This is a genomic window from Petrocella sp., from assembly GCF_059865615.1.
This window is the reverse complement of sequence record NZ_JCBCDA010000105.1, coordinates 14,628-36,419: the sequence shown is the minus strand read 5'-3', so window position 1 is coordinate 36,419 and position 21,792 is coordinate 14,628. Positions and strand designations below refer to the sequence as shown.

The following is a 21,792-nucleotide window of genomic DNA, read 5'->3' as shown; positions in this document are numbered from 1 at the left end:
TAATAGGTGACCAATGAAACAGGAAAAATTAAATAAAAATACAACAGCCTTTACATTTGATGATTTGGAAGGCTTTGATACGAGTATATACGTAATAGAAAAAGAAGAACGTGTTTATGTAGTAGACACTTTTTGTGGGCCAGAAGCCATGTTCCCCATAATTAAAATGTTTCCATCTATGAATACAAAAGAAGTGGTGGTCATTAATACACATTTTCATTGGGATCATATATGGGGGAATGGGGCTTTTAAGAATGAAAAAATCATAAGTCATCGTATGTGCAAGTCTTTGATAAGGGACCAGTGGCATAAACAAGTGTCAAAAAATGAAAATTATCAAATGGGTAATGTTCAGATGGTGTTGCCGAATATAACATTTGAAGATAAATTAGAATGGGAAGATGGTATTTTACTGTTTCACTCACCGGGTCATACAAGGGATAGCATATCCTTATTCGATCATGAGTCTGGTTTACTTATTGTAGGTGATAATTTAGAAAAGCCTCTAATTTATGTCGAAGCTCAGGACTTAGAGACCTATATAGCAACATTAGTAAACTATAAATCTCTAAATCTCAACAAAATAACGGCCTCTCATACTTTACACATAGAAAAGCATATGTTAGATGAAACCATCGTCTACCTTAAAACGCTTAAGTCAGAAAAGCCGATGACCTTTAAGAATGAAAACAAGCAAAACATACATATGACCAACTTAAAAAACTTAGAAAGAAAAAGCAACCAATAGATAATAATAATCATAATCAAAAAAACTTGAATAATTCAATCGTGCATGATATACTTGTAACAGATCAAATATGAAGTCAATAAGATTAGAGTGTATATACTAAGTTAGAACACTTTATAAAGAAATAAGTAAGCAATAAGAAGGAGGAATGTTTATGTCATTTCAATTACCAAAGTTACCTTATAGTTATGATGCATTAGAACCCCACTTTGATGCCATGACCATGGAAATTCATCATAGTAAACATCATGCGGCTTATACAAACAACCTCAATGCGGCTTTAGAAGGCCAAGGTATTGATCAGTCGATAGAAGAGATATTAGCAAGTCTAAACAATTTACCCGTAGACCTACAGACAGCTGTTCGAAATAATGGAGGTGGGTTTTATAACCACAGTCTATTCTGGGAAGGGCTATCACCAGACGGGGGAGGAAACCCAACAGGTCCATTGGCGGAAGCCATAGAAGCAACTTTCGGTTCCTTTGAAGCCATGAAAGAAGCCTTTAACAAAGCTGCTGCCACAAGGTTCGGTTCCGGATGGGCATGGCTGACCTTATCAGAAGGAAAATTAGAAATAAGCTCAACCCCTAACCAAGACAGTCCGATTAGTGAAGGCAAGCAACCTATTTTAATTCTAGATGTATGGGAACATGCTTACTATCTGAAGTATCAAAACAGACGGCCTGATTATATTCAAGCTTTTTGGGAGATTATTAATTGGGATGAAGCCAACAGAAGATTTGAATCATTTAAATAGTATAATGATTCTTTATGTCTTAGTACCTTATAGGCCTTACAGTATTTATCTTTTATTATTCATGATGATCATCATGGCTGTCTTAATCTTATTTAATAATGCTTCACAATTATAAGTAACCGAAGCAAGGTTAATAATCATAGAGCCTGTCATGATGAACCCATGCTATGTAAAAGCGGCATCGAAGGAATCAAAACAACCTTCAATAAAAAGAGTATCTATTCTATCTAACAAAGAACAAAGAGGTTATGCCTCGCTTTACAAATTAAATTATTCCGGCAGGAAAGACATACTTAATCGTTAATGCGACGCTTCAACGCATTATATGGCATAGACTTTCCTAGAGAACAACAAAGCAGTAAGTGTTTAGGAAAACAAACACTTACTGCTTTTATTTATGGGTTTTAAGCATTATCAACATCGACTATGAAGTTCCTAAAACTGTGTGTGTAACTAGGCTTATAAGAAAGCAACATCATGTATCTTATCAGTCTTCAAGACAAGATGCTAACCCCCCCCCCTACGCATACATACTTTTAATCGTCTCCTGCAACTCATCATTAGCCAACCACTCATCAAACTCCATCATACGATCCACAATACCGTTTGGTGTCAACTCGATAATACGATTTGCCACCGTTTCAATAAACTTATGGTCATGAGAAGAGAACAAAACATTACCCCTGTAAGCAATCAAACCATCATTAACAGCTGTAATAGACTCAAGATCCAAGTGGTTTGTAGGTTCATCAAGAACGATAACATTCGCACCGGAAAGCATCATACGAGATAACATACAACGTACTTTTTCACCACCGGAAAGAACATGGGCTTTTTTGAGAGCTTCTTCACCGGAAAACAACATCTTACCTAAGAAACCACGGATATAAGACTCGTCATCATCTTTAGAGTATTGGCGTAACCACTCAACTAAGTTCAACTCAACACCATTAAAGAATTTGCCATTGTCTTTTGGTAAGTAGGCTGTCGTCGTCGTAACACCCCAAGTAAAAGTACCTTCATCCGGTTCAACCTCTCCCATAAGGATTTGGAATAAAGTCGTTCTTGCAATCTCATTATCACTTAAGAAAACGATCTTATCGTCTTTATTAACAATAAAAGTAACATTGTTTAATACCTTGACACCATCAACAGTTTTACTAATACCCTCAACACGAAGAATATCTTTACCAACTTCACGGTCCGGAATGAACCCCACAAAAGGATATCTTCTAGAAGACGGTTGAATATCTTCTATGGTAATCTTATCTAACATTTTTTTACGAGAAGTAGCTTGTTTAGCTTTTGATGCATTTGAGCTAAATCGTGCGATGAAAGACTTAAGTTCAGCAATCTTATCTTCAGCCTTTTTATTTTGGTCATTGATTAATCTAAGCATCAGTTCACTAGATTCTTTCCAGAAATCATAGTTTCCCACATACATTTTCGCTTTACCAAAGTCAATATCTACGATATGTGTACATACATTATTAAGAAAATGTCGATCATGAGATACAACTATAACAGTATTATCGTAGTTGATTAAGAACTCTTCTAGCCACATAATGGATTTGAAATCCAAGTGGTTGGTTGGCTCATCAAGGAGTAGAATATGTGGGTTGCCAAAAAGCGCTTGAGCTAAAAGAACCTTGACTTTTTGGGCACCGGTTAGATCTTTCATAAGCTTGCTATGAAGGTTCTTAGGAATATCAAGACCAATTAATAGTTTTTCTGCGTCATATTCAGCTTCCCAGCCACCAAGCTCAGCAAACTCGCCTTCCAACTCGGCAGATTTTATGCCATCTTCTTCGGTAAAATCCTCTTTGGCATAAAGGGCATCTTTTTCATGGATGATATTATATAGTCGCTCATGACCCATAATAACAGTATCAAGCACAGTATCTTCGTCGTGAGCATAGTGGTCTTGCTTTAAAACAGCAATACGCTCACCTTTCGTAACAGCGATGTCACCGGTTGTCGCTTCAATATCACCGGAAAGTATTTTCAAGAAGGTGGATTTACCAGATCCATTTGCACCTATGACACCATAACAGTTGCCATGGGTGAATTTAAGGTTTATGTTTTTGAAAAGTTGCTTGTCGCTAAAGCTTAAACTCACGTTATCCGTTGTAATCATTGTAAATCCTCCAATTTCATTGCCTGTTATTAACTTACAAACTTACAAAAACGTACGACACACAGTGCCATACGTTATGTATCAAACCTTGTATATCATATATCAATTAATATTAAATGTCAATCATGGAAGTGGTTGGTCTGTATCTTCAAAAGGATTTGATGGCATCTCATCGAGAAATTCAGAGTCGGCTGGCGCATCAAAAATATCATCAAACTCAAAAATCTCATCATATTCAAAAGCATCTTGCCATTGGTAGTAACTAATAATATCAAACCGGTTAATCAAATGGTAGTCTTCCTTTAGATTGTCAGGAGTTGGTGGAAGCAGGGCAAGCGTTACGGTTATATGTCTAGGATAAGAGCCTTCTAAATGATGGGAATCAAACTCGATGAAGCTTGGTTTAATAACATAACCATTTTTAATGTCATTAAAATCATAGTCAGACATGTATAAAGCCAATGATTTATCGCCTTTGATTGCACTACTTAGACGTTCTTTTAATAATTCTATATAGATATAAGAAAAAGTCTGCTCTTTTGATAGAAGTTCCAAATGAGTATCAAGAGTAAGATTCAAGGGATAAGTTCCATTTGAGATATATTGGATGGCCTCTTCTTCCACACCTAATAAGATTTGGTCAATTTTCCCGATTTTTTCTTCGACAAGACCTTCGAGGTCATAATAGTCATGGAGCCAATCCTGTTTTTTTTCTGCCAAACGCTTATTGGAAAGTGAAGTCGTAAGTACAGCCAATCCGAAAACCATCATGACGACCATAAGTATGATAACCAATATGGAACTTGAACCTTCTTGACGTTTATATAAAGGATGATTGATCATAGGCCTACTCCTTGTACTTGAAATAGTGTTTTGTTGTATAAGTAGTTAAAGTTTCATTGTTTGTAGTATGGATAAGATAAGCTGTAACATGGTAAAGATTGGAGATGGTTTTATCATTTACCATGGACCAATGAAGGGTGTATGAATCAGGTGTATCAATTAGTCTGAAATCAACATCATAGTAAGATTGACCTTGTATATGTTTTGACGTCTCAACAAGCCAAGCATGAGATTTTAAATACGTTCCAAGATCATCGTAGGTCTTTAAGTTTTCCAATTGATTGACGATTAAGGTATTGGCTTCGTCGGAGATTTTAGCTTCTTCATTTATTGTATACGATAAAACAAAAAGTCTTAAAATAATAACACTAACGATACTTAAAAGGGCAATAGAGATGATGATCTCGATGAGAGTAAAGCCTTTTTCCTGACTTAGACACGTTTTCATTTCTGTTCATCTCCTTTCTAATAGGTTCTTAGCGTTGCGTACATTCGAGTAGGGTTTTTATCTTCTTCATGCTTGTAAAGCGTGGTAAGGATCTGTCCCTTCATAGGATCACTTGAGAAAAGCAAATGACCTTCTAAATGGATGATTTTTGAACTTATTGCAAGATCTAAATCGCCATCGGTATAACATTCCCATAAGGCACCCTCATGAAAAAAAATATAAGTTATTAACCCTTTTTCTAGTCCGTGGTGTAAGATGACCAATACATCTTCTTCAACAGAGGGATAAGTAGCCAAGTAAATAGCATCTTTTGTATCGTTTTGCTTAATTTTCATGTTGATGTAAGACAATGCGATTCGATTATTTTCAGCCATTTCTTTATCTCTTAGGATTGTTTCATAGACTTGACTGCCTTGGAATACAAGGGTAGATATGGAGACGGCGAAAATAATCATCAAAAGAATCACCATAATAGATTCAACAGAGATATTAATTTTTCTTTTTGACATAGCGTCTCCTTTATTGGTCGATTTCATGTATCCGTTTATCAAGAATTATAATGTTTGGCATGATATTAGAAGCAAAGATTTCATAATCATATATATAGTGCTCATAATCTAGAATCAATCCATAATGCTCTGATAAATAATCAAGGTTAGGGGGATAGCTACCTTCTGATGCATAACATTGGATAACATACTTCTTAACTGTTTCTTCTAGTGCTGATTTATTAAGGCTTGTAAAAGTCTCATTATAAGAAGAAAGACGGCCGACCAATAAGAAAACCATAATAAATAAGAAAGGTAAAGTCATGATTTGTGCCCATATACTTAGAGTAGAACTACGTCTTAACACATGACCACCCCTATCCTATAGAATCCATGATACTGACGATGGGTAGTATAACAGATATAAGTATAATACCAACAATAAGGGATAATAATATGATTAGAATGGGCTCGATAACCGTCGTAAGTCGGTCTAATCTTGCATCGGTCTCTTTTTCCATAACAATAGCGGCTTTGTCTAACATGGCATCCATATGCCCAGTAGTTTGAGCCACTGAAAAAAGCTTATTTAGCACCCATGGAAAAAGGTTTAAATCTTCGATCACCTTGTCCACAGGCTTTCCGTTGTTTATATCCAATATAGCATGATCCATCTTGGATTCTACATATAAATTATTCATAATTGGCTTTATCATTTTTATACCGATGCTAATACTGATGCCACTTCTAATAAGAACAGCTAGGTTTCTTGCAAAACGGACAGCGGTTAATGAAGCGTAGATATCTTTAATAATAGGAAGCTTAAACTTGAGTCGATCCAAGAAGAGGTGGCCTCCAATGGTTCTTTTATAGTAGTAGTAAAAAATCAAAGCAACCGTCATTAAGCCTAAAAAAACAAGTATATAGTCGCCAATAAAGAAGCTGATAGATAGGATACCTTTTGTTAATGTAGGCATTTCACCGCCCAGAGAAGTTAAGATCTCGTTGAACATAGGCAGAACTTGAAGAACAAGGAGCAATATAACAGCAAACATTAAGACAGAGAGTATAATAGGGTATGTGACAGCCGACTTCACCCTAACGGCAGCCTCAAGTTCTTTTTCATAAGCATCTGCAACTTGGTTTAAGTTTCCAGTTAGATCACCGCTTTTTTCACCGATATCAACCATATTTGTGATAAAAGATGAAAAAGCTTTTTCATGATTTTGTATGACTTCACCTAAAGAACGTCCTGCCTTAATGCCAGACAGCATATCTTCAAGGATAACAATTAATTCCGAATGATCAGTTTTGTTCTTAATCATTTCAAGCCCTTCATACAAAGAGATATCTGAATCAATAACCAAAGCTAGCTGGCGTACGAAAATAATTATTTCTTCTTTTGGTAATTTGTGGTTTGATTTGGACACGTGTTTTCTCCCCTCTTTTAGTAGATTATAAATTGGTTAAGGCGTCAAAACTATATAGTTGAACTTTCATATACCATATATAGTTACGAATGTATCAACGTAATCTATATATGGTATATGAATTTAGTGAAACTTAGTTTTGACCCATTAACCATAAATTGCTATTATTTAGGTCAAAACATCAAAATAGGCATCAAATAATTGAATATCTTGAGCTCTTAAACGTGCTTCTTGATCATCTATGATATCATCTTGACATAGCTGAACAAGATTTCTCTCTAGAGAACGCATGCCTTGAGTCATACCGTTTTGAATGAGGTTGTTGATTTGATATTGTTTTCCTTCACGAATCAGATTGCGCACGGCAGGTGTGACAGCCATGATTTCACTCGCAAGAACAAGGCCTTTATGGTCTTTACGAGGGACCAGTTGCTGCGAGATAATACCCTCTAGGACTGTTGCCAGTTGACTTTTTACTTGATTTTGTTGTTCCGTGGGAAAGGCATCCAATATTCTGTCTACAGCTTTGACAGCCCCATTTGTGTGCAAAGTGGACAAAACCAAGTGTCCGGTTTCGGCTGCGGTTAATGCAATAGAGATGGTATCCATATCACGCATCTCACCTAACATAATAACATCCGGATCTTCTCTTAAAGCCGATTTTAAGGCGCCTGAAAAAGAAAGGGCATCGCTTCCGATTTCTTTTTGAGTAACCATACTTTTCACATGTTTGTGTAAGTATTCCACCGGATCTTCTATGGTCGTGATGTGATAATGATAACGTTCATTAATCATCTTAATCATGCTGGCTAATGTGGTGGATTTACCACTGCCGGTTGAACCGGTTATAAGAATCAGTCCCTTATTCTTATCCAAAAAATCAGCTGCGATGACAGGTAATCCAAGTGCTTCTAAATCAGGAATAACAAGGGGGAGGGAGCGTATGGCAAGGGCAAATGTACCTCTTTGTATGTAAAAATTACATCGGAATCGCCCCAAATCTTGTTTTGAATATGACATATCTAATGTTTTTTTCTCATATAGACCCTCAAGTTGTTTTTCGTTTAAGTAAAGGTTTACGATTTGACGCATCGTTTCAGGTGTTAGGACATCGGTGTTTTCAATGGGTCGAAGCCTTGAATTAACACGTATAAGCGGTTTGCTACCAACGCAAAGATGTAAATCCGTTGCATTGTGTTTCATAGTCTCTTCAAGCAAACGGTCCATAAACTCGGCATAATTATCCATTAGTGTCTCCCCTTGTATAAAGTTAGTATTTTATATTGTGGTAAAAGGGTCAAAAAACATTTTGGATTTTGACACCTCCATATTATTATACTCTTTATTAGGATACTTCGTCTAGTCGTAACCTAGGTATACTAAACAAAATCCATGACAATTATTACATAACGTGATATAATGAAACAAGAGGTGATGATATGACATCGTTTGGTGATAATCTAAAAACAATTAGAACGCAATTAAATATGAACCAAAAAGAATTAGGTGACCAACTAGGCGTTGGGCAAACAACCATAGCCAATTACGAAAAAGGTGTCAGATTTCCAACAGGAGATTTGCTAAAACGCTTAGGAGAAGTACTCAATATATCCATCGATAAGTTGATGGGGCACCAGGTGGTTAATCCTGCTGAGGATCTGGTTGATCTAAAAGCATTCAAAGAAAAATTAAAAAAATATCTTATTGAAGGCAATGAGCAAGAAGCGCTATATATGATTTTGCAGTTGAATCCATCCAAAGATAATATCCTCATTATATATGAAGAGATCCTTTTACAAATCATGGTAGATATAGGAGAAATGTGGGAAAGAGGGGAAGTGAATGTAGCGGTTGAGCACTTTGCTACTCAAGTGGTACATAAAATACTTTCAATGATGTCAACCATAACAGGTGAGGTCCCAAAAGGTAAGTATAGTGTTTTATGCATGTCTCTAAATTCTGAACCTCATACAGTCGGAATAAGGATGATTAGTGAGTATTTTTCTTTGCTTGGCATTACGCCCTACTATATTGGTACCAGTGTACCAACGGATAGTGTCATCATGATGCTGAAAAATAAAAAAGTAAATATATTAGCTTTATCAGCAACGATGTCCTATCATTTAGACGGCATGAAAAATCTAATCGAAGTCGTAAAAAGAGACACGGGCCTAAAAACACTAAAAATTATTGTAGGCGGACAGGCCTTTGATCATAATCAAGAGATTTGGAAAGATCTAGGTGCAGATGGCTTTGCAAAAGATTTTATATCATTGAAGACGTGGCTAGAAGGACAAATGTATATAGACATAGTCAAATCGTCAAAACCATAAAGTTGAACTTTTATATCTTGACACCGATAACCTAGATAGACGTTTGAGGCATAACATGATAAAATAATGATATAAAGATTTGATACCTTTATTAAGAGAAGTAACAAAACAACATATCCGTCTTAAGAATCGGAAGGTGATAGTATGGCAGAAATCGGACAAGTAACAGAAGTTGTGGGTAACTTAGTGAGTGTGAAGTTGCAACGACATGATGCCTGTGATCATTGCAATGCATGCTTGGCAGGTGTAGAAACAGAAGAAATGATACTTGAAGCAGAGAATCTTTGCCAAGCAGATGTAGGAGATTTAGTAGGCATTAGTCTAGAAGAGAGTAATTTCCTTCTAGCGGTAATCATCATGTACATTATACCCCTTTTTGGTCTGTTAATTGGATTGGGTGTAGGTTATCTTTTAGGTAGTCAGTTGGGTGTGAATGAGGAAATTATGAGTCTTCTTTTTGGATTTGTGCTATTAGGGATAACATACTTCACGATACGAAAAAATGAAGACAAATTTCATACAAGAAGATTTAGACCCATTGCTATTAATATCGTAAAGAAACATGAAGATTAAGCTTTTTTTGAAATGTGTTGTTCAATCAATGTGCTTAAAGAAAATATGAGCATCATGGCAACAGCTATGCTACCGGCAATCTGTAGAGTTTCAAAAAGGTGCTTGGCTACCAAATTATAATCTTCATCGATGACCGCATAGAGTGTTTTGTACATACCCATACCCGGAACCAAAGGTATAATGCCGGGTATTTGGAATATGGTGACAGGTGATTTTCGTATTTTAGAAAAAAGATTGGCAAGCAGGCTAACTAAAAAAGCGCCGATAAAACTACCGGTAACAATAGAATAATCATAATGGATAACCATTAAATAGCCCCACCAACCAACTGCGCCGACGAAACCGGATATAAGCAGTTGGTTTTTTGATGTCTTAAAAATAATTGCGAAAAAAATAGTAACGAAATAGGCAGCAAACACTTGAATCATCATAAAAGGATACCTCCATATATGGAATTGAAGATAGAAAGCGCAATACCGACACCAGCAGCGATGGAAGCGGCAATGATGAAGGCATCTAAAATCCTTGAAGCGCCTGAAACCAGATCACCATGAATGGTATCTCGAACAGCATTGGTAATTGCAACACCGGGAACAAGTGGCATAATAGAACTGATAATAATCAGATCTAAGTTGGTGCCAAAACCAAGGGCATGGATGAAAAATAAAGCAACCCATGAGGTCATGAAGCTTCCGATAATATTGATGAAAAATTTGGAAACACCTAGGTGTTGCATGGTTACCTGAAACAGTCCAAGTACGAGTCCGGCGACGAAAGTGACAAAAGCATCAGGAACAAAGCCACCAAGAACGATGGCGAATAAGCCGGCTGCAAGGCCGACTGAAATCACGATAAACCCTTTACTATAGGTTGGCACATGAGCAGCCTTCAAAATAGAGTCATAAGCATCATTCAACGTGATAGAACGGTTGCAATAGTCCCTAGAGATAGCATTGGCAAGTTCGATGCGATACAAGTTAATGTCTCTGTTTTTAACTCGACGTATAAATGTCATGTGATCTCGGTCTTCATCTTCAAGGGTTGCAAAAATACCTGTAGGTGTTACAAAAGACTCAATCCCTTTGTAATTCGAGGTTTTTAAGATTCGATTGATTGTATCTTCGACACGGTATGTTTCTGCACCATTTTTCAACATAACTTCTCCAACGGTCAGAGAAAAGTTCATCAATTTCTTTGAATCCATCTAGCACCTCATTTTCTTATCGTTTACGAGCTTAATTTTTACATACAATATATGTGAACTTAGTGAAGTTTAGTTTTGAGCCTTTAACCAACCATTAATATTTATTCATCTACATACATGATAGGTTAAAGCGTCAAACATGTCTGAAATCATTTTACTATGAAGGGGTCAACGATGTCAAAAATAGAATTTCATTTTGCATAATCTACATAAGATGTAGGTTTTTATGATTTCATGATTCCATTCTAGAAAACCATATGATATAATACCACTAAATAATAGGTAGATATCAATAAATGACAGTCAGGATAACAATGTACATTCACGAATAATGGAGGAATAATCACATGTATTCATTTGATGAAGTAAGTAAAGCGGATCCTCAATTGGCAGAGGCCATGGAACTTGAGTTGAACAGACAAAGAAATAATATTGAGTTAATTGCATCTGAGAATTTTGTATCTAAGGCTGTAATGGCAGCGATGGGAAGTCCTTTGACGAATAAATATGCAGAAGGGTATCCGGGCAGGAGATATTATGGAGGATGTCAATTTGTTGATATGGCTGAAGAATTGGCAATAGGCCGAGCCAAAGAGATTTTTGGAGCAGACCATGCTAATGTTCAACCACACTCAGGTGCTCAGGCTAATATGGCGGTTTTCTTCGCAGTTTTGGATCCAGGTGATAAGGTGATGGGTATGAACCTTTCTCATGGCGGCCACTTAACTCATGGAAGTCCTGTAAATATGTCAGGAAAGCATTACAAAATCATACCATACGGTGTCAATAAAGAAGGTTTTATAGATTATGAAGCTTTGATGGCACTTGCCATAAAAGAAAAGCCAAAGTTGATTATAGCCGGCGCCAGTGCTTATGCAAGAACCATTGATTTTGCCAAGTTTAGAGAAGTGGCGGATGCGGTAGGTGCTTATCTTATGGTGGATATGGCACATATAGCAGGTTTGGTCGCAGCCGGACTTCATCCTAATCCAGTTCCATTTGCTGATTTTGTTACCACAACGACCCATAAGACTTTAAGAGGTCCAAGGGGGGGGATGATTTTGTGCAAAGAAAAATATGCTAAAATCATAGATAAGGCAATTTTTCCGGGAATACAAGGTGGTCCATTAATGCATGTAATTGCTGCAAAAGCGGTCAACTTTAAAGAAGTCATGACAGAAGAATTCAAGGCATATCAAAAGCAAGTCATCAAGAATGCCTCAGCATTGTCAGAAGCATTGGTTAAAAGAGGTTTTGATATTGTATCCGGTGGTACGGACAATCACCTGATGTTGGTGGACTTACAAAATATTAAGATGACAGGAAAAGTAGCAGAACATCTTTTAGATGAAATAGGTGTAACTTGTAATAAAAACACCATACCTTTCGATCCGGAGAGTCCCTTTGTTACAAGTGGTATCCGTTTAGGAACGCCTGCAGTTACGACCAGAGGGATGACAGAAGATGATATGGATGTTATAGCTGAGATTATTGAACTTACCCTAAAAGATATTGAAAATAATAGAGATAAGATTGTAAGCAAGGTTAAAAAACTCGTGGATAAATATCCATTATACTAAATAGAGTTACAAGTAAGGCTGTCTCATACTGGGGACAGCCTTATTTGTAATCCATGGACTATAAAAGTACAACCACAAACATTTATTAGAGTTGACAGAAGTAGTTGTACAGTTATTAAAATTGTGAGATAATTAATAAAGGAAGACACCAGATTTGGGGGGCGATTTAATGAAGGAATCAATTAAAAGTTTGCTGATAAAAAACAAAAACCTATTTATTGAAGACTTGGAATTATTTGAAATGATGATTAGCTTAGTCAATGACCTTGACCCAATTGATCATAGGATTGTTAAGCTAATAGAAGCATTTATATCAAAGTATCAGGATCAGTACGGTAAGATTAATTCTTTGCAATTGAGTGACCTGCTTGTTGAAGATGAAGAGGCATCTATATTCATGCAATTGGATAGAGAATGTTCTAGAGCTAATAGGTATCAGCAGAATCTGACCACGTGTATGGTACACTTTAGTCATAATCAAACTGAAGAAGCGACAATAAATAATAGGATGAACCTGTTTGAAGAAGCCCTTAGAGATCGCTTGAGAAAAACAGACTGTGTTGGGTTATATAGAGTGGATAAGATATTAATTTTGTTACCTAACACCTTGAAGGATGATGCAATGTTGGTCATAAAGAAGTTAGAAGAGCAAATCAATAACATAGGAAGAGCGCAGAACATCGAACTTGGTGCGGTCTTTTCCTTAACAGAATTCATTAGATGGGAATCTTATGAATTGCTACTTAAACGTTTGGAATACGGTATATTAAGAGGTATTCAAGATAAGAAAAAAATAACATCCATGTAATTGAGCATATAAATTAAATATAAATTAGAATGCACCTCCTATAATTTTGGAGGTGCATTCTAATATAAGAAGCCATATTGCAAGCAAAACGAGGCGTAGCCTCTTTGTTCTAATAGCCAAGTATTTCGCCTACGAGGATGACTTTTATTCGGTTTTCTTTGCTGGAGCGTCTTGTTATGACAATGTGTGAACAAATGCAGTCATCTACTTGACAATCGTGACAGAATCCGGTTTTTGAACAAGGTGTATTTTTTAGAAGCCGTTGTGTGTTCGGTGGCGCAGCAAAATTCTTAACCCTGCTGATGGCTTCATCTAAGTCTGTCGCTACCTTATTCATACCACATATTATGATAACTTGTTTTGGACCATAGATAAGAGCGGCAACACGATTACCATTACCATCAATGTTCACAAGATGACCATCAAGGGATAAAGCACCAGTACTCATAAGATAAGTGTCTGAATCAAAGGCCTTAAGATAGATGGATCGTACTTCTTCAGGCGATGTGGCTTGCCTTCTGTCTAAAAGCTCAAAAGAGCCTTCCGCAATTTTGTCAAGAAGACCCACTTCCTCTAACGTCATAGAGCCACCAAAAGATACTTTACTTCCTTCTTCCATTAAAGATAGGGTAAGGTCTAAGGCTTCAGCCTTTGTTTCGCAATAATAGCCCTTCATATTCCTTCTCTCAAGATTTTGAATAATGGTGTTGCTTTGTTGCATATAAAATTTTTTAATAGGTGTCATATCGGAATCCTTTCTAAATTAACCATGTCATAAAAACATTATAACCTTTAAGACGTATAAGGTAAACTTATTAACAGAAAATGTAATATTCACAATAAATTAACATATTATCTATGAAGAATGTGGTATGATGGTTAATATTGTGAAAGCTTTCACGAAAGGATGATAGGATGAATAATATAATTGATCAAATATATGATACAGGTCAAGTAACCAAAGAAGAACTCTTAGACTTATTGAATAACTTAGATGAAAATAGTAGGGCATATCTTCATGAACGTGCCCATGAAAAAAGACTTTCCGTATACGGAAATAAAGTATTTATGCGAGGTCTTATTGAATTTACCAATTATTGTAAAAGCAACTGTATGTATTGTGGTATAAGAAGGGGAAATAAGAATGCAGATCGATATCGCCTAGACACTGAAACGATTTTAGAGTGTTGTAGAGAAGGCTATGAACTTGGTTATCGAACCTTTGTCCTTCAAGGGGGTGAAGACCCTTTCTATACAGATGATAATATCGTCGATCTGATTAGCAAAATAAAATCAAACCATCCGGATTGTGCCATTACCCTTTCAATAGGAGAAAAATCAAAAGAAAGTTACCAACTATATAAAAATGCCGGTGCTGATCGGTATCTGCTTAGACATGAAACCAGTACAAAAGCTTTGTATGAACAATTACACCCAGACATGTCCTATGAAGCTCGCATAAGCTGCCTAGAAGATCTTAAAGAAATTGGTTTTCAAGTAGGCGCAGGCTTTATGGTAGGCTTGCCAGGACAAAGTAATGAAGATTATGTGGAAGATTTGCTCTTTCTTAAGAAACTACAGCCTCATATGGTTGGTATCGGACCATTTATACCTCAACAAGATACACCTTTGGCAGAAGCCATGTCAGGTACCCTTGAGACGACTTGTGTTATGCTGTCTTTAGTCAGACTCTTGTTACCGAAGGTCTTACTGCCAGCTACCACCGCCTTAGGCTCATTAGACAGCAAAGGTAGGGAAAGAGGACTTCAAGCAGGAGGCAATGTGGTGATGCCGAACTTATCGCCGACGAATGTGAGAGATAAGTATTTACTATATGATGGTAAGATTTGTACAGGTGATGAAGCGGCCCATTGTAGAGGTTGCATTGAAAGACGCATTCAATCTGTCGGATTTGAAGTGGATATGTCAAGAGGTGACCATGTGGATATACACACCCAAAAATAGGAAATACTTCCATATTTTAAGTGGATAAGCTTTTAGGTGATGGATTTACATGGTATAATATGGTTAAGGCATCAAAACTATTTAGTTGAACTTTTAACCAAAATAATAGGTGGCAAAAAATATAGATAACATGAGTTCATAGTAAGTTTCATATGGTGTCGGGGAAGTGATTCTATGGGACAATGGGTTCCGGAGTTCTCAAAGAAAAAGACAATAATAATTTCTGTTGTAGTGAGCTTAAGTGCTTTTATCATAATGGCATATATTATGTACAATTACCATGAACAGAAACGACAAGATGAGATTTTGGAAGTTACAAAAAGCTATATGGTATTACAAACAGAGTTGGAAAATACAATCTATACCAATATGCATTTATTGAATGGTTATGTGGCCTATCTAAAATCGGAGTGTGGATTAGATTGGCGTGATGCTTCAGATTATCTGGAGATATTGGTTGAAAATCAAGACGTATGCATTCGTAAAATTGTTACAATAATGGACACCACCATTATTGACAATTACCCTTTGGAAGGGAACGAAAGTACTATAGGCGTTGACCTGACAACAGTTGAAAGCCAGAAAGATATGGTTCTAAGAACCAAACATGAAAAAAAGACAACCTTTCATGGACCGGTTTCTTTGGTACAAGGTGGTGAAGGATTTGTTATTAGAGTGCCTGTTGTTAGAGAGGATGCATCATATTGGGGTCAAGTGAGTATTGTATTAGATGGTGAACACATCTATAAAAAGATAGATGAACTTGCAGAAAAAACATCTTTGAATATAAAAATATACAACACTGAAAACCATAATGAGATACCTTTTTATGAGTACGATGAATGGGCTATGAAAGACCCTTTGAATTTTGTCATTAGTCCCTCACTGATGAACTGGAACGTGAAGGTGATGCCGCTCGATGGTTGGTGTTTTTATGAGTTAACACACATTATGATGGGCTTATTATGTATTCTGGCTTCTATTGCAATTGGTTTGATTTCTTATTTTTCTATGAAGACAAATTATAGATTCAAACATAATTCAATACATGATAGTCTAACAGGGCTTCTTAACCGACATTTTTTAAAGGACTATCAGAAATTAATTATTTCCGCAGCTGTAAGAAAAAATGCTTTGGTAGGCTTGCTCGTATTGGATTTAGATAATTTCAAAAATATTAATGACACTTATGGTCATGTCATTGGTGATGAAGTACTTATAGAAACATCAAGGATTCTAAAAAAAGTTATAAGAACCAATGAAGCGGTTTTTCGAATTGGTGGAGATGAGTTCTTAATTATTTTCCCTATGATTGAGGATGCGACGGTGTTAGAACAAGCAGGTCAAAGAATTTTAGAGATGTTTCAAGATGAATTCAAAATCAAAGGTCATGATATTTTTATTGCTTCAAGCTTTGGAAAAAGTATTTTTCCTAAAGATGGCAAGAATTTTGAAGAAGTATTACAGGTTGCAGATAAAAATATGTACAGGCATAAAAAAAATAAAAAAAATAAAAAAAATTACTAACACAAAGTTGAAAGATCTAAGCTGTATAGTTGGTTAAAAATCAAAACTAAGTTTGGCAAGTGTAAAGCTTATGTAAACATCTTATAAATTGCTTCAAAGGGTTTGACATACGCATTATTACTGTTTATGATGGGACTATTAGAAAATAAAAACAAAACGAATGAGTCCGTATACATAAGGAGTGAAGAATATGAAAAAAGTAGCATTTGTCTGTATACATAATTCCTGTAGATCACAGATGGCAGAAGGCTTTGGGAAAAGCATTGGAACAGGTGTATTTGAATCATACTCAGCAGGTACTGAGAACTATCATGAAGTAAAACCGGGCGCAGTAGCGGTTATGGAAGAGGTGGGTATAGATATGCGTACCCATAAGCCAAAGCTTTTATCCGATATTCCGGACATAGATATTCTCATTACCATGGGGTGTGGTGTGGCATGTCCTACCTTGCCATGTAGCCATAGAGAAGACTGGGGACTGGAAGATCCATCCGGTGGACCAATGGAAGACTATAGAAATACGAGAGACTTGATTAAAGAAAAAGTAGTAGATTTAAAAGAACGTATTGAAAAAGGTATATTATAAAGATAATATAACTTAGTTTTGACCCTTTAACCTGATTATGAGCTTTTAATCCATATGAAATAGTATTAGAATAAATGTTAAAGTGCGGTATAACTTCAACATTTATTTTTTTGTTCTCTAGGAAAGTCATACTCTAGCATTCAGCTTTAAAACATAGCTGAATGCGTCAAGGTCCTTTCCTTTCGGACCGTTCAGAAATATGAGCAGAGCTCATAACGAAGCAAAGCTTCTTTTCTTGTTTTGACCCTTTAACCATATTTGCAATATATAATTTTCAGCCATTCTATTTGTACCACCTCTTGTGCTGTGATATAATTCTGTAAAGTGGAAACGAACAAAAAGTATGTTTGAAATGAGGAACACAATATGGGTAAAGAACTGATCATAGCAGAAAAACCTTCTGTAGCAAGGGATATAGCCACAGTACTTGGATGTACATCAAAAAGAGACGGCTTTATAGAAGGACAAGAGTATATCATCACTTGGGCCATTGGTCATCTGATTACCCTTGCTGAACCGGAAGATTATCATGAGAAGTATAAAAAATGGGCATATCAGACCTTACCCATCATACCAGAAACCATACAAATTAAGCCCTATGATAAAACTGTCAAGCAATTAAGCATCATTACTCAGTTGGTGAACAGAAACGATGTGGCGGCACTTATATGTGCAACAGACAGCGGACGTGAAGGGGAATTGATTTTTAGATACATCTATAGTTATACCAAATCACAAAAGCCATTTAAGAGATTATGGATCTCTTCGATGACAGATGAAGCCATCAAAGAAGGCTTTGCCAAACTAAAAGACGGAAAAGCATACGATCACTTATACCATTCAGCCAAATGTAGATCAGAGTCGGATTGGTTGGTGGGTATTAACGCTACAAGAGCTTATACCACCAAAAACGATGTCCTATTAAGTATAGGTAGGGTGCAAACACCAACACTGGCACTCATAGTCAACCGTTACAAGGAGATTGAGGACTTTGTACCTCAGGATTACTATGAAGTGCAGGCAGATTACGGACCATTTAAAGGGATCTGGTTTGAAGATAAAGTCAGTGAGACCAAGATCCTAAAAAAAGAACAAGCCAAAGTCATTGCAGAAAGAATCGTGGGGGAAAAAGGGGTCGTCACCAAAGTGACCCATAAGAAAAACAAGTTGCTACCACCTTTACTCTACGACTTAACGGAATTACAACGAGATGGGAACCGCTATTATGGGTTTACAGCTCAAATGGTTTTAACCATAGCTCAAAGTCTTTATGAGCGTAGCAAAATGATTACCTATCCAAGAACAGATAGTCGGTATTTAAGCGATGATATGAAAGAACAAGTCATCAAAACCTTACATAAGATTAATGTAGACCCCTATAGCAAAGCCTTAGCACCAGTTATAACCAAAGAGATAAAATTCTCAAAAAGAATCATAGATAACACAAAAATTACAGACCATCATGCCATCATACCGACCAATGTGACACCGAATCTAAAAAACTTGTCTGCTGATCAACAGAAGATATATAATCTAATCGTGAAACGATTTATCGCGGTCTTTTATGAAGACCATTTATTTAACTCGACAGAGATGATCATTCATGTGGCAGAAGAAAGCTTTGTTTCCAAAGGAAAAGTCATCACACAAAATGGTTGGAAAAGTTTATACAAGAGTGACAAGGACAACAACGATGTTGAGCTGCCGGACCTTAAGAAAAAGGATGAAGTAGATATAGTCGGTTCAGAGGTTCTAGTCAAGAAAACATCCCCGCCCAAGCACTATAACGAAGCAACACTTCTAAGTGCTATGGAAAATGCAGGCAGGTTCATAGAAGAAGATGAACTCAAAGAGCAATTAAAGGAGTCAGGCTTTGGAACACCGGCAACACGGGCAGGCATTATTGAACGCTTGATTCAAGTCAAATACATCACCAGAAAAGGCAAATCTCTATACCCAACGCCCAAAGGTATTAATCTTATAGAGATTGTCCCGGAAGAACTTAAGTCACCCATTACAACAGGAAAATGGGAAAAAGGCTTAACGAAGATTGCCAAAGGTGAGCTTGAGCCGGATAAATTCATGAACAGCATTCATAAATTTGTTATCTACTTAGTGGGATCAGCCAACAAAACCAGTGGTAAGGTCATCTTTGAACAAGACAAAAGCAAAAGTAAAAGAAGTTTTACACCCAAAGGTCCAATACTAGGGGATTGCCCCTTATGCGAAGATGGAAAAATCAGTGAGAATTCTAAGTCTTTCTATTGTTCCAACTGGCGTGATGGTTGTAAAATGACCATATGGAAAAATGTCCTTGAAAAGTACGGCAAGACATTGGAAGCTAGCATCATAGAACAACTCTTAAAAAACAAAGAAATTAAGCCTTATAATCTAACATTGCCTCAAACCGGAGAAAAGAAAAGTGCAACATTGGTACTGAATAATCAAGGCGAAATTATATTGCAGAATATGCATCCCATAAGCGAGGATGAGAAAAATGATGATTAAAGAGTATATAAAAGAACAAGTATTGCTCATGGATGGCGCAATGGGAACTTATTTTGCTGAGTTGACACAAGGCCACTATACACTATCTGAACCGGCCAACATAAGTAAACCGGAATTAATATTGGATATTCATAAAGCCTATATAGAGGCGGGAGCCAAGTTGATTAGGACCAATACTTTTGCAGCCAACCCCTATACCCTATATAGAAGCATCGATGAAGTCAAAAAAATTATTATGGCGGGCATAGATTTAGCCAACGAAGCCGTAAAAGGCACAGACTGCTATGTTGCCTATAGCATAGGACCGATTGCTGAACCCTATGATATTGAAGATTACGAGATTGAATCCACCTACCGTAAACTGATCGATATCGGTTTATTAAAGAACGTAAAAATCATACTCCTAGAAACCTTCAGTAGAATCGATCAAGTGAATCAACTGGTTGAATACATTCATGAACATGGACCGAACATACAGATCATGACCAACTTCACCGTCAACCAACATGGTTATACCAAAGTCGGTGTCAATAAAGAAAAAATCATCCAGCAAACCAAACAACAAGATTTGGTTACGACCTATGGATTTAACTGTGGTATAGGTGCCAGTCATTTACTTGGTTTGATCAAAACCTTAGATTTTGATCCAAGTAAAATGGTAGCTGTACCCAATGCCGGTTATCCGGATCAACAACTTGAAAGAATGGTATATCAAAGCAATGCAGACTACTTTGCAGATACCATGATTAAGATTTGTGAGGAAGGGGTTAGAATCATCGGAGGTTGCTGTGGTACAACACCAGACCATATTAGAAAAATACGCGAACGGTTGAACACTTTTGATTTTAGTGAAGTTAAGTCCATCACTAGAACAAAGAGAAAGTTTCATCCGTTGAAGCCATTGCACAACTCTTTTAGAGAAAAGTTGGAAAAAAATGAATTTGTGGTCGCTGTCGAGCTAGACCCACCCTTTAAGATAGATATGTCTCAAGTCGTATCTTCAGCTCATTTATTAAAAGAGGTAGGTGTCGATATCATTACTTTTGCAGATTCACCACTTGGACGGTCAAGAGCAGATGCCTTGCTCATAGCAGCTAAGATCAAACAACTCACAGGCATGGAAGTATTGCCCCATGTGTGTCTTCGTGACAAGAACTTAATTGCACTTCGGGGTGGCTTGGTGGGTGCCCATTTGTCAGATATTAGGAACATTCTGATTGTAACAGGGGATCCAATACCCAGTGATGATCGGGACGAAGTAAAAAGTGTTTTCAATATGAATGCCATATCCTTTATGCAATATGTAACGGAGATTAACAGTGAACTAGATAAGGATACTTTTTATATTGGTGGCGCATTGAACCCTTATTCTCAGAATATGGATGTTACAATCGAACGTGTGATGAAGAAGAAAGAAGCAGGCGCATCCTATTTATTAACGCAACCGGTTTATAATGATGCGGGTATTGAAGCCATAAGGAAAGTTAAGGACAAAACAGGCATGAAAATATTAGGTGGCATTATGCCCTTAGTCAGCCTAAGAAATGCACGCTTTTTACATTATGAATTTCCAGGCATAATAATACCAGATGATGTTATGGCAAGATTTGACAATCAAATGACCAAAGAAGAAGCAGAAAAGATCGGCGTAGAAATTGCAGTTGCCTTAGCCCAAAAAATGAAACCCTATGTAGATGGCTTATATTTTATGACACCCTTTAATCGCGCAACTATGATAGAGAAAATCATAAAAAAAATTGGATGTGGTATAAGGTCAAGTTCAACTTCTAGTGCCAAGCACAATTAAAGTACAAAGGATCATAGACCAATAACATGTGTAATGGTACAATACTTATA

Annotated in this window: 21 protein-coding genes; 11 read left to right on the top strand and 10 right to left on the bottom strand. The window is 36.7% G+C overall.

The genetic code is table 11. The annotated features are described in order from the left end of the window. The first annotated feature begins 13 nt into the window (after window positions 1-13). Together AC6F8J_RS11440 and AC6F8J_RS11435 are read left to right on the top strand one after the other, a co-directional pair. Window positions 14-748 (top strand): MBL fold metallo-hydrolase, encoded by a 735-nt coding sequence (locus AC6F8J_RS11440; RefSeq protein WP_500723462.1) that lies wholly within the window; start codon window positions 14-16, stop codon window positions 746-748. Between the two features lie 154 nt (window positions 749-902). Then, window positions 903-1,505, top strand: coding sequence for a Fe-Mn family superoxide dismutase (locus AC6F8J_RS11435; protein WP_500723461.1), 603 nt, complete (start codon window positions 903-905; stop codon window positions 1,503-1,505). Window positions 1,506-2,025: 520 nt separating this feature from the next. Here the strand turns inward: AC6F8J_RS11435 and AC6F8J_RS11430 are convergent. The 7 genes from AC6F8J_RS11430 to AC6F8J_RS11400 all read right to left on the bottom strand — a co-directional run bounded on the left by AC6F8J_RS11430 (window position 2,026) and on the right by AC6F8J_RS11400 (window position 8,099). Then, window positions 2,026-3,642 carry an ATP-binding cassette domain-containing protein gene (locus AC6F8J_RS11430; RefSeq protein ID WP_500723460.1) on the bottom strand — a complete coding sequence of 539 codons (1,617 nt, stop codon included), beginning with the start codon at window positions 3,640-3,642 and terminating at the stop codon, window positions 2,026-2,028. Window positions 3,643-3,765: 123 nt separating this feature from the next. Continuing rightward, window positions 3,766-4,485: a hypothetical protein gene (locus tag AC6F8J_RS11425; RefSeq protein WP_500723459.1), complete on the bottom strand. Its 720-nt coding sequence runs from the start codon at window positions 4,483-4,485 to the stop codon at window positions 3,766-3,768. 4 nt (window positions 4,486-4,489) lie between these two features. Next, window positions 4,490-4,933: a prepilin-type N-terminal cleavage/methylation domain-containing protein gene (locus AC6F8J_RS11420; protein ID WP_500723458.1), complete on the bottom strand. Its 444-nt coding sequence runs from the start codon at window positions 4,931-4,933 to the stop codon at window positions 4,490-4,492. A 17-nt stretch (window positions 4,934-4,950) separates the two neighbouring features. After that, window positions 4,951-5,442, bottom strand: coding sequence for a DUF4860 domain-containing protein (locus AC6F8J_RS11415; RefSeq protein WP_500723457.1), 492 nt, complete (start codon window positions 5,440-5,442; stop codon window positions 4,951-4,953). Window positions 5,443-5,452: 10 nt separating this feature from the next. Further along, complete coding sequence (locus AC6F8J_RS11410) at window positions 5,453-5,788, bottom strand: hypothetical protein (RefSeq protein ID WP_500723456.1); 336 nt, start codon at window positions 5,786-5,788, stop codon at window positions 5,453-5,455. A gap of 10 nt (window positions 5,789-5,798) precedes the next feature. Next, a complete protein-coding gene (locus tag AC6F8J_RS11405) occupies window positions 5,799-6,851 on the bottom strand; it encodes a type II secretion system F family protein (protein ID WP_500723455.1) in 1,053 nt (350 codons plus the stop codon). Between the two features lie 168 nt (window positions 6,852-7,019). Next, on the bottom strand, window positions 7,020-8,099 hold the full coding sequence (locus AC6F8J_RS11400) for a PilT/PilU family type 4a pilus ATPase (protein WP_500723454.1): 1,080 nt from the start codon (window positions 8,097-8,099) through the stop codon (window positions 7,020-7,022). Between the two features lie 191 nt (window positions 8,100-8,290). Here AC6F8J_RS11400 and AC6F8J_RS11395 point away from each other — a divergent pair, with 191 nt between their 5' ends. Together AC6F8J_RS11395 and AC6F8J_RS11390 are read left to right on the top strand one after the other, a co-directional pair. Then, on the top strand, window positions 8,291-9,184 hold the full coding sequence (locus AC6F8J_RS11395; protein WP_500723453.1) for a helix-turn-helix domain-containing protein: 894 nt from the start codon (window positions 8,291-8,293) through the stop codon (window positions 9,182-9,184). 144 nt (window positions 9,185-9,328) lie between these two features. Continuing rightward, complete coding sequence (locus AC6F8J_RS11390) at window positions 9,329-9,757, top strand: SoxR reducing system RseC family protein (protein ID WP_500723452.1); 429 nt, start codon at window positions 9,329-9,331, stop codon at window positions 9,755-9,757. Here AC6F8J_RS11390 and AC6F8J_RS11385 read toward each other — a convergent pair. Both AC6F8J_RS11385 and AC6F8J_RS11380 read right to left on the bottom strand, forming a co-directional pair. Continuing rightward, window positions 9,754-10,188, bottom strand: coding sequence for a threonine/serine exporter family protein (locus tag AC6F8J_RS11385; RefSeq protein ID WP_500723451.1), 435 nt, complete (start codon window positions 10,186-10,188; stop codon window positions 9,754-9,756). The two genes, AC6F8J_RS11390 and AC6F8J_RS11385, sit on opposite strands and share 4 nt — an antisense overlap. Continuing rightward, window positions 10,185-10,961: a threonine/serine exporter family protein gene (locus AC6F8J_RS11380; RefSeq protein WP_500723450.1), complete on the bottom strand. Its 777-nt coding sequence runs from the start codon at window positions 10,959-10,961 to the stop codon at window positions 10,185-10,187. Before AC6F8J_RS11380 ends, AC6F8J_RS11385 begins: the two co-directional genes overlap by 4 nt. 347 nt (window positions 10,962-11,308) lie before the next feature. Between AC6F8J_RS11380 and glyA the strand changes: the two genes are divergently transcribed. Together glyA and AC6F8J_RS11370 are read left to right on the top strand one after the other, a co-directional pair. After that, entirely contained in the window at window positions 11,309-12,541 is a 1,233-nt protein-coding gene (gene glyA, locus AC6F8J_RS11375) for a serine hydroxymethyltransferase (protein WP_500723449.1), read from the top strand. A gap of 169 nt (window positions 12,542-12,710) precedes the next feature. Further along, complete coding sequence (locus tag AC6F8J_RS11370) at window positions 12,711-13,349, top strand: hypothetical protein (protein WP_500723448.1); 639 nt, start codon at window positions 12,711-12,713, stop codon at window positions 13,347-13,349. Between the two features lie 109 nt (window positions 13,350-13,458). Here the strand turns inward: AC6F8J_RS11370 and AC6F8J_RS11365 are convergent, their stop codons facing one another. Then, window positions 13,459-14,070, bottom strand: a complete 612-nt coding sequence (locus AC6F8J_RS11365) for an LUD domain-containing protein (RefSeq protein ID WP_500723447.1) — start codon at window positions 14,068-14,070, stop codon at window positions 13,459-13,461. Between the two features lie 194 nt (window positions 14,071-14,264). On the opposite strand from AC6F8J_RS11365, the gene hydE reads away from it, so the two are divergent. From hydE to AC6F8J_RS11340, 5 genes are all read left to right on the top strand, one after another. Further along, window positions 14,265-15,314 carry a [FeFe] hydrogenase H-cluster radical SAM maturase HydE gene (gene hydE, locus AC6F8J_RS11360; RefSeq protein ID WP_500723446.1) on the top strand — a complete coding sequence of 350 codons (1,050 nt, stop codon included), beginning with the start codon at window positions 14,265-14,267 and terminating at the stop codon, window positions 15,312-15,314. Between the two features lie 174 nt (window positions 15,315-15,488). Then, a complete protein-coding gene (locus AC6F8J_RS11355) occupies window positions 15,489-16,841 on the top strand; it encodes a diguanylate cyclase domain-containing protein (protein ID WP_500723445.1) in 1,353 nt (450 codons plus the stop codon). A 190-nt stretch (window positions 16,842-17,031) separates the two neighbouring features. After that, complete coding sequence (locus tag AC6F8J_RS11350; RefSeq protein WP_500723444.1) at window positions 17,032-17,427, top strand: arsenate reductase/protein-tyrosine-phosphatase family protein; 396 nt, start codon at window positions 17,032-17,034, stop codon at window positions 17,425-17,427. A gap of 366 nt (window positions 17,428-17,793) precedes the next feature. Further along, entirely contained in the window at window positions 17,794-19,935 is a 2,142-nt protein-coding gene (locus AC6F8J_RS11345) for a DNA topoisomerase 3 (RefSeq protein WP_500723443.1), read from the top strand. Beyond that, window positions 19,925-21,742: a bifunctional homocysteine S-methyltransferase/methylenetetrahydrofolate reductase gene (locus tag AC6F8J_RS11340; protein WP_500723442.1), complete on the top strand. Its 1,818-nt coding sequence runs from the start codon at window positions 19,925-19,927 to the stop codon at window positions 21,740-21,742. The genes AC6F8J_RS11345 and AC6F8J_RS11340 overlap by 11 nt, the downstream gene beginning before the upstream one ends. Window positions 21,743-21,792: the final 50 nt, after the last annotated feature.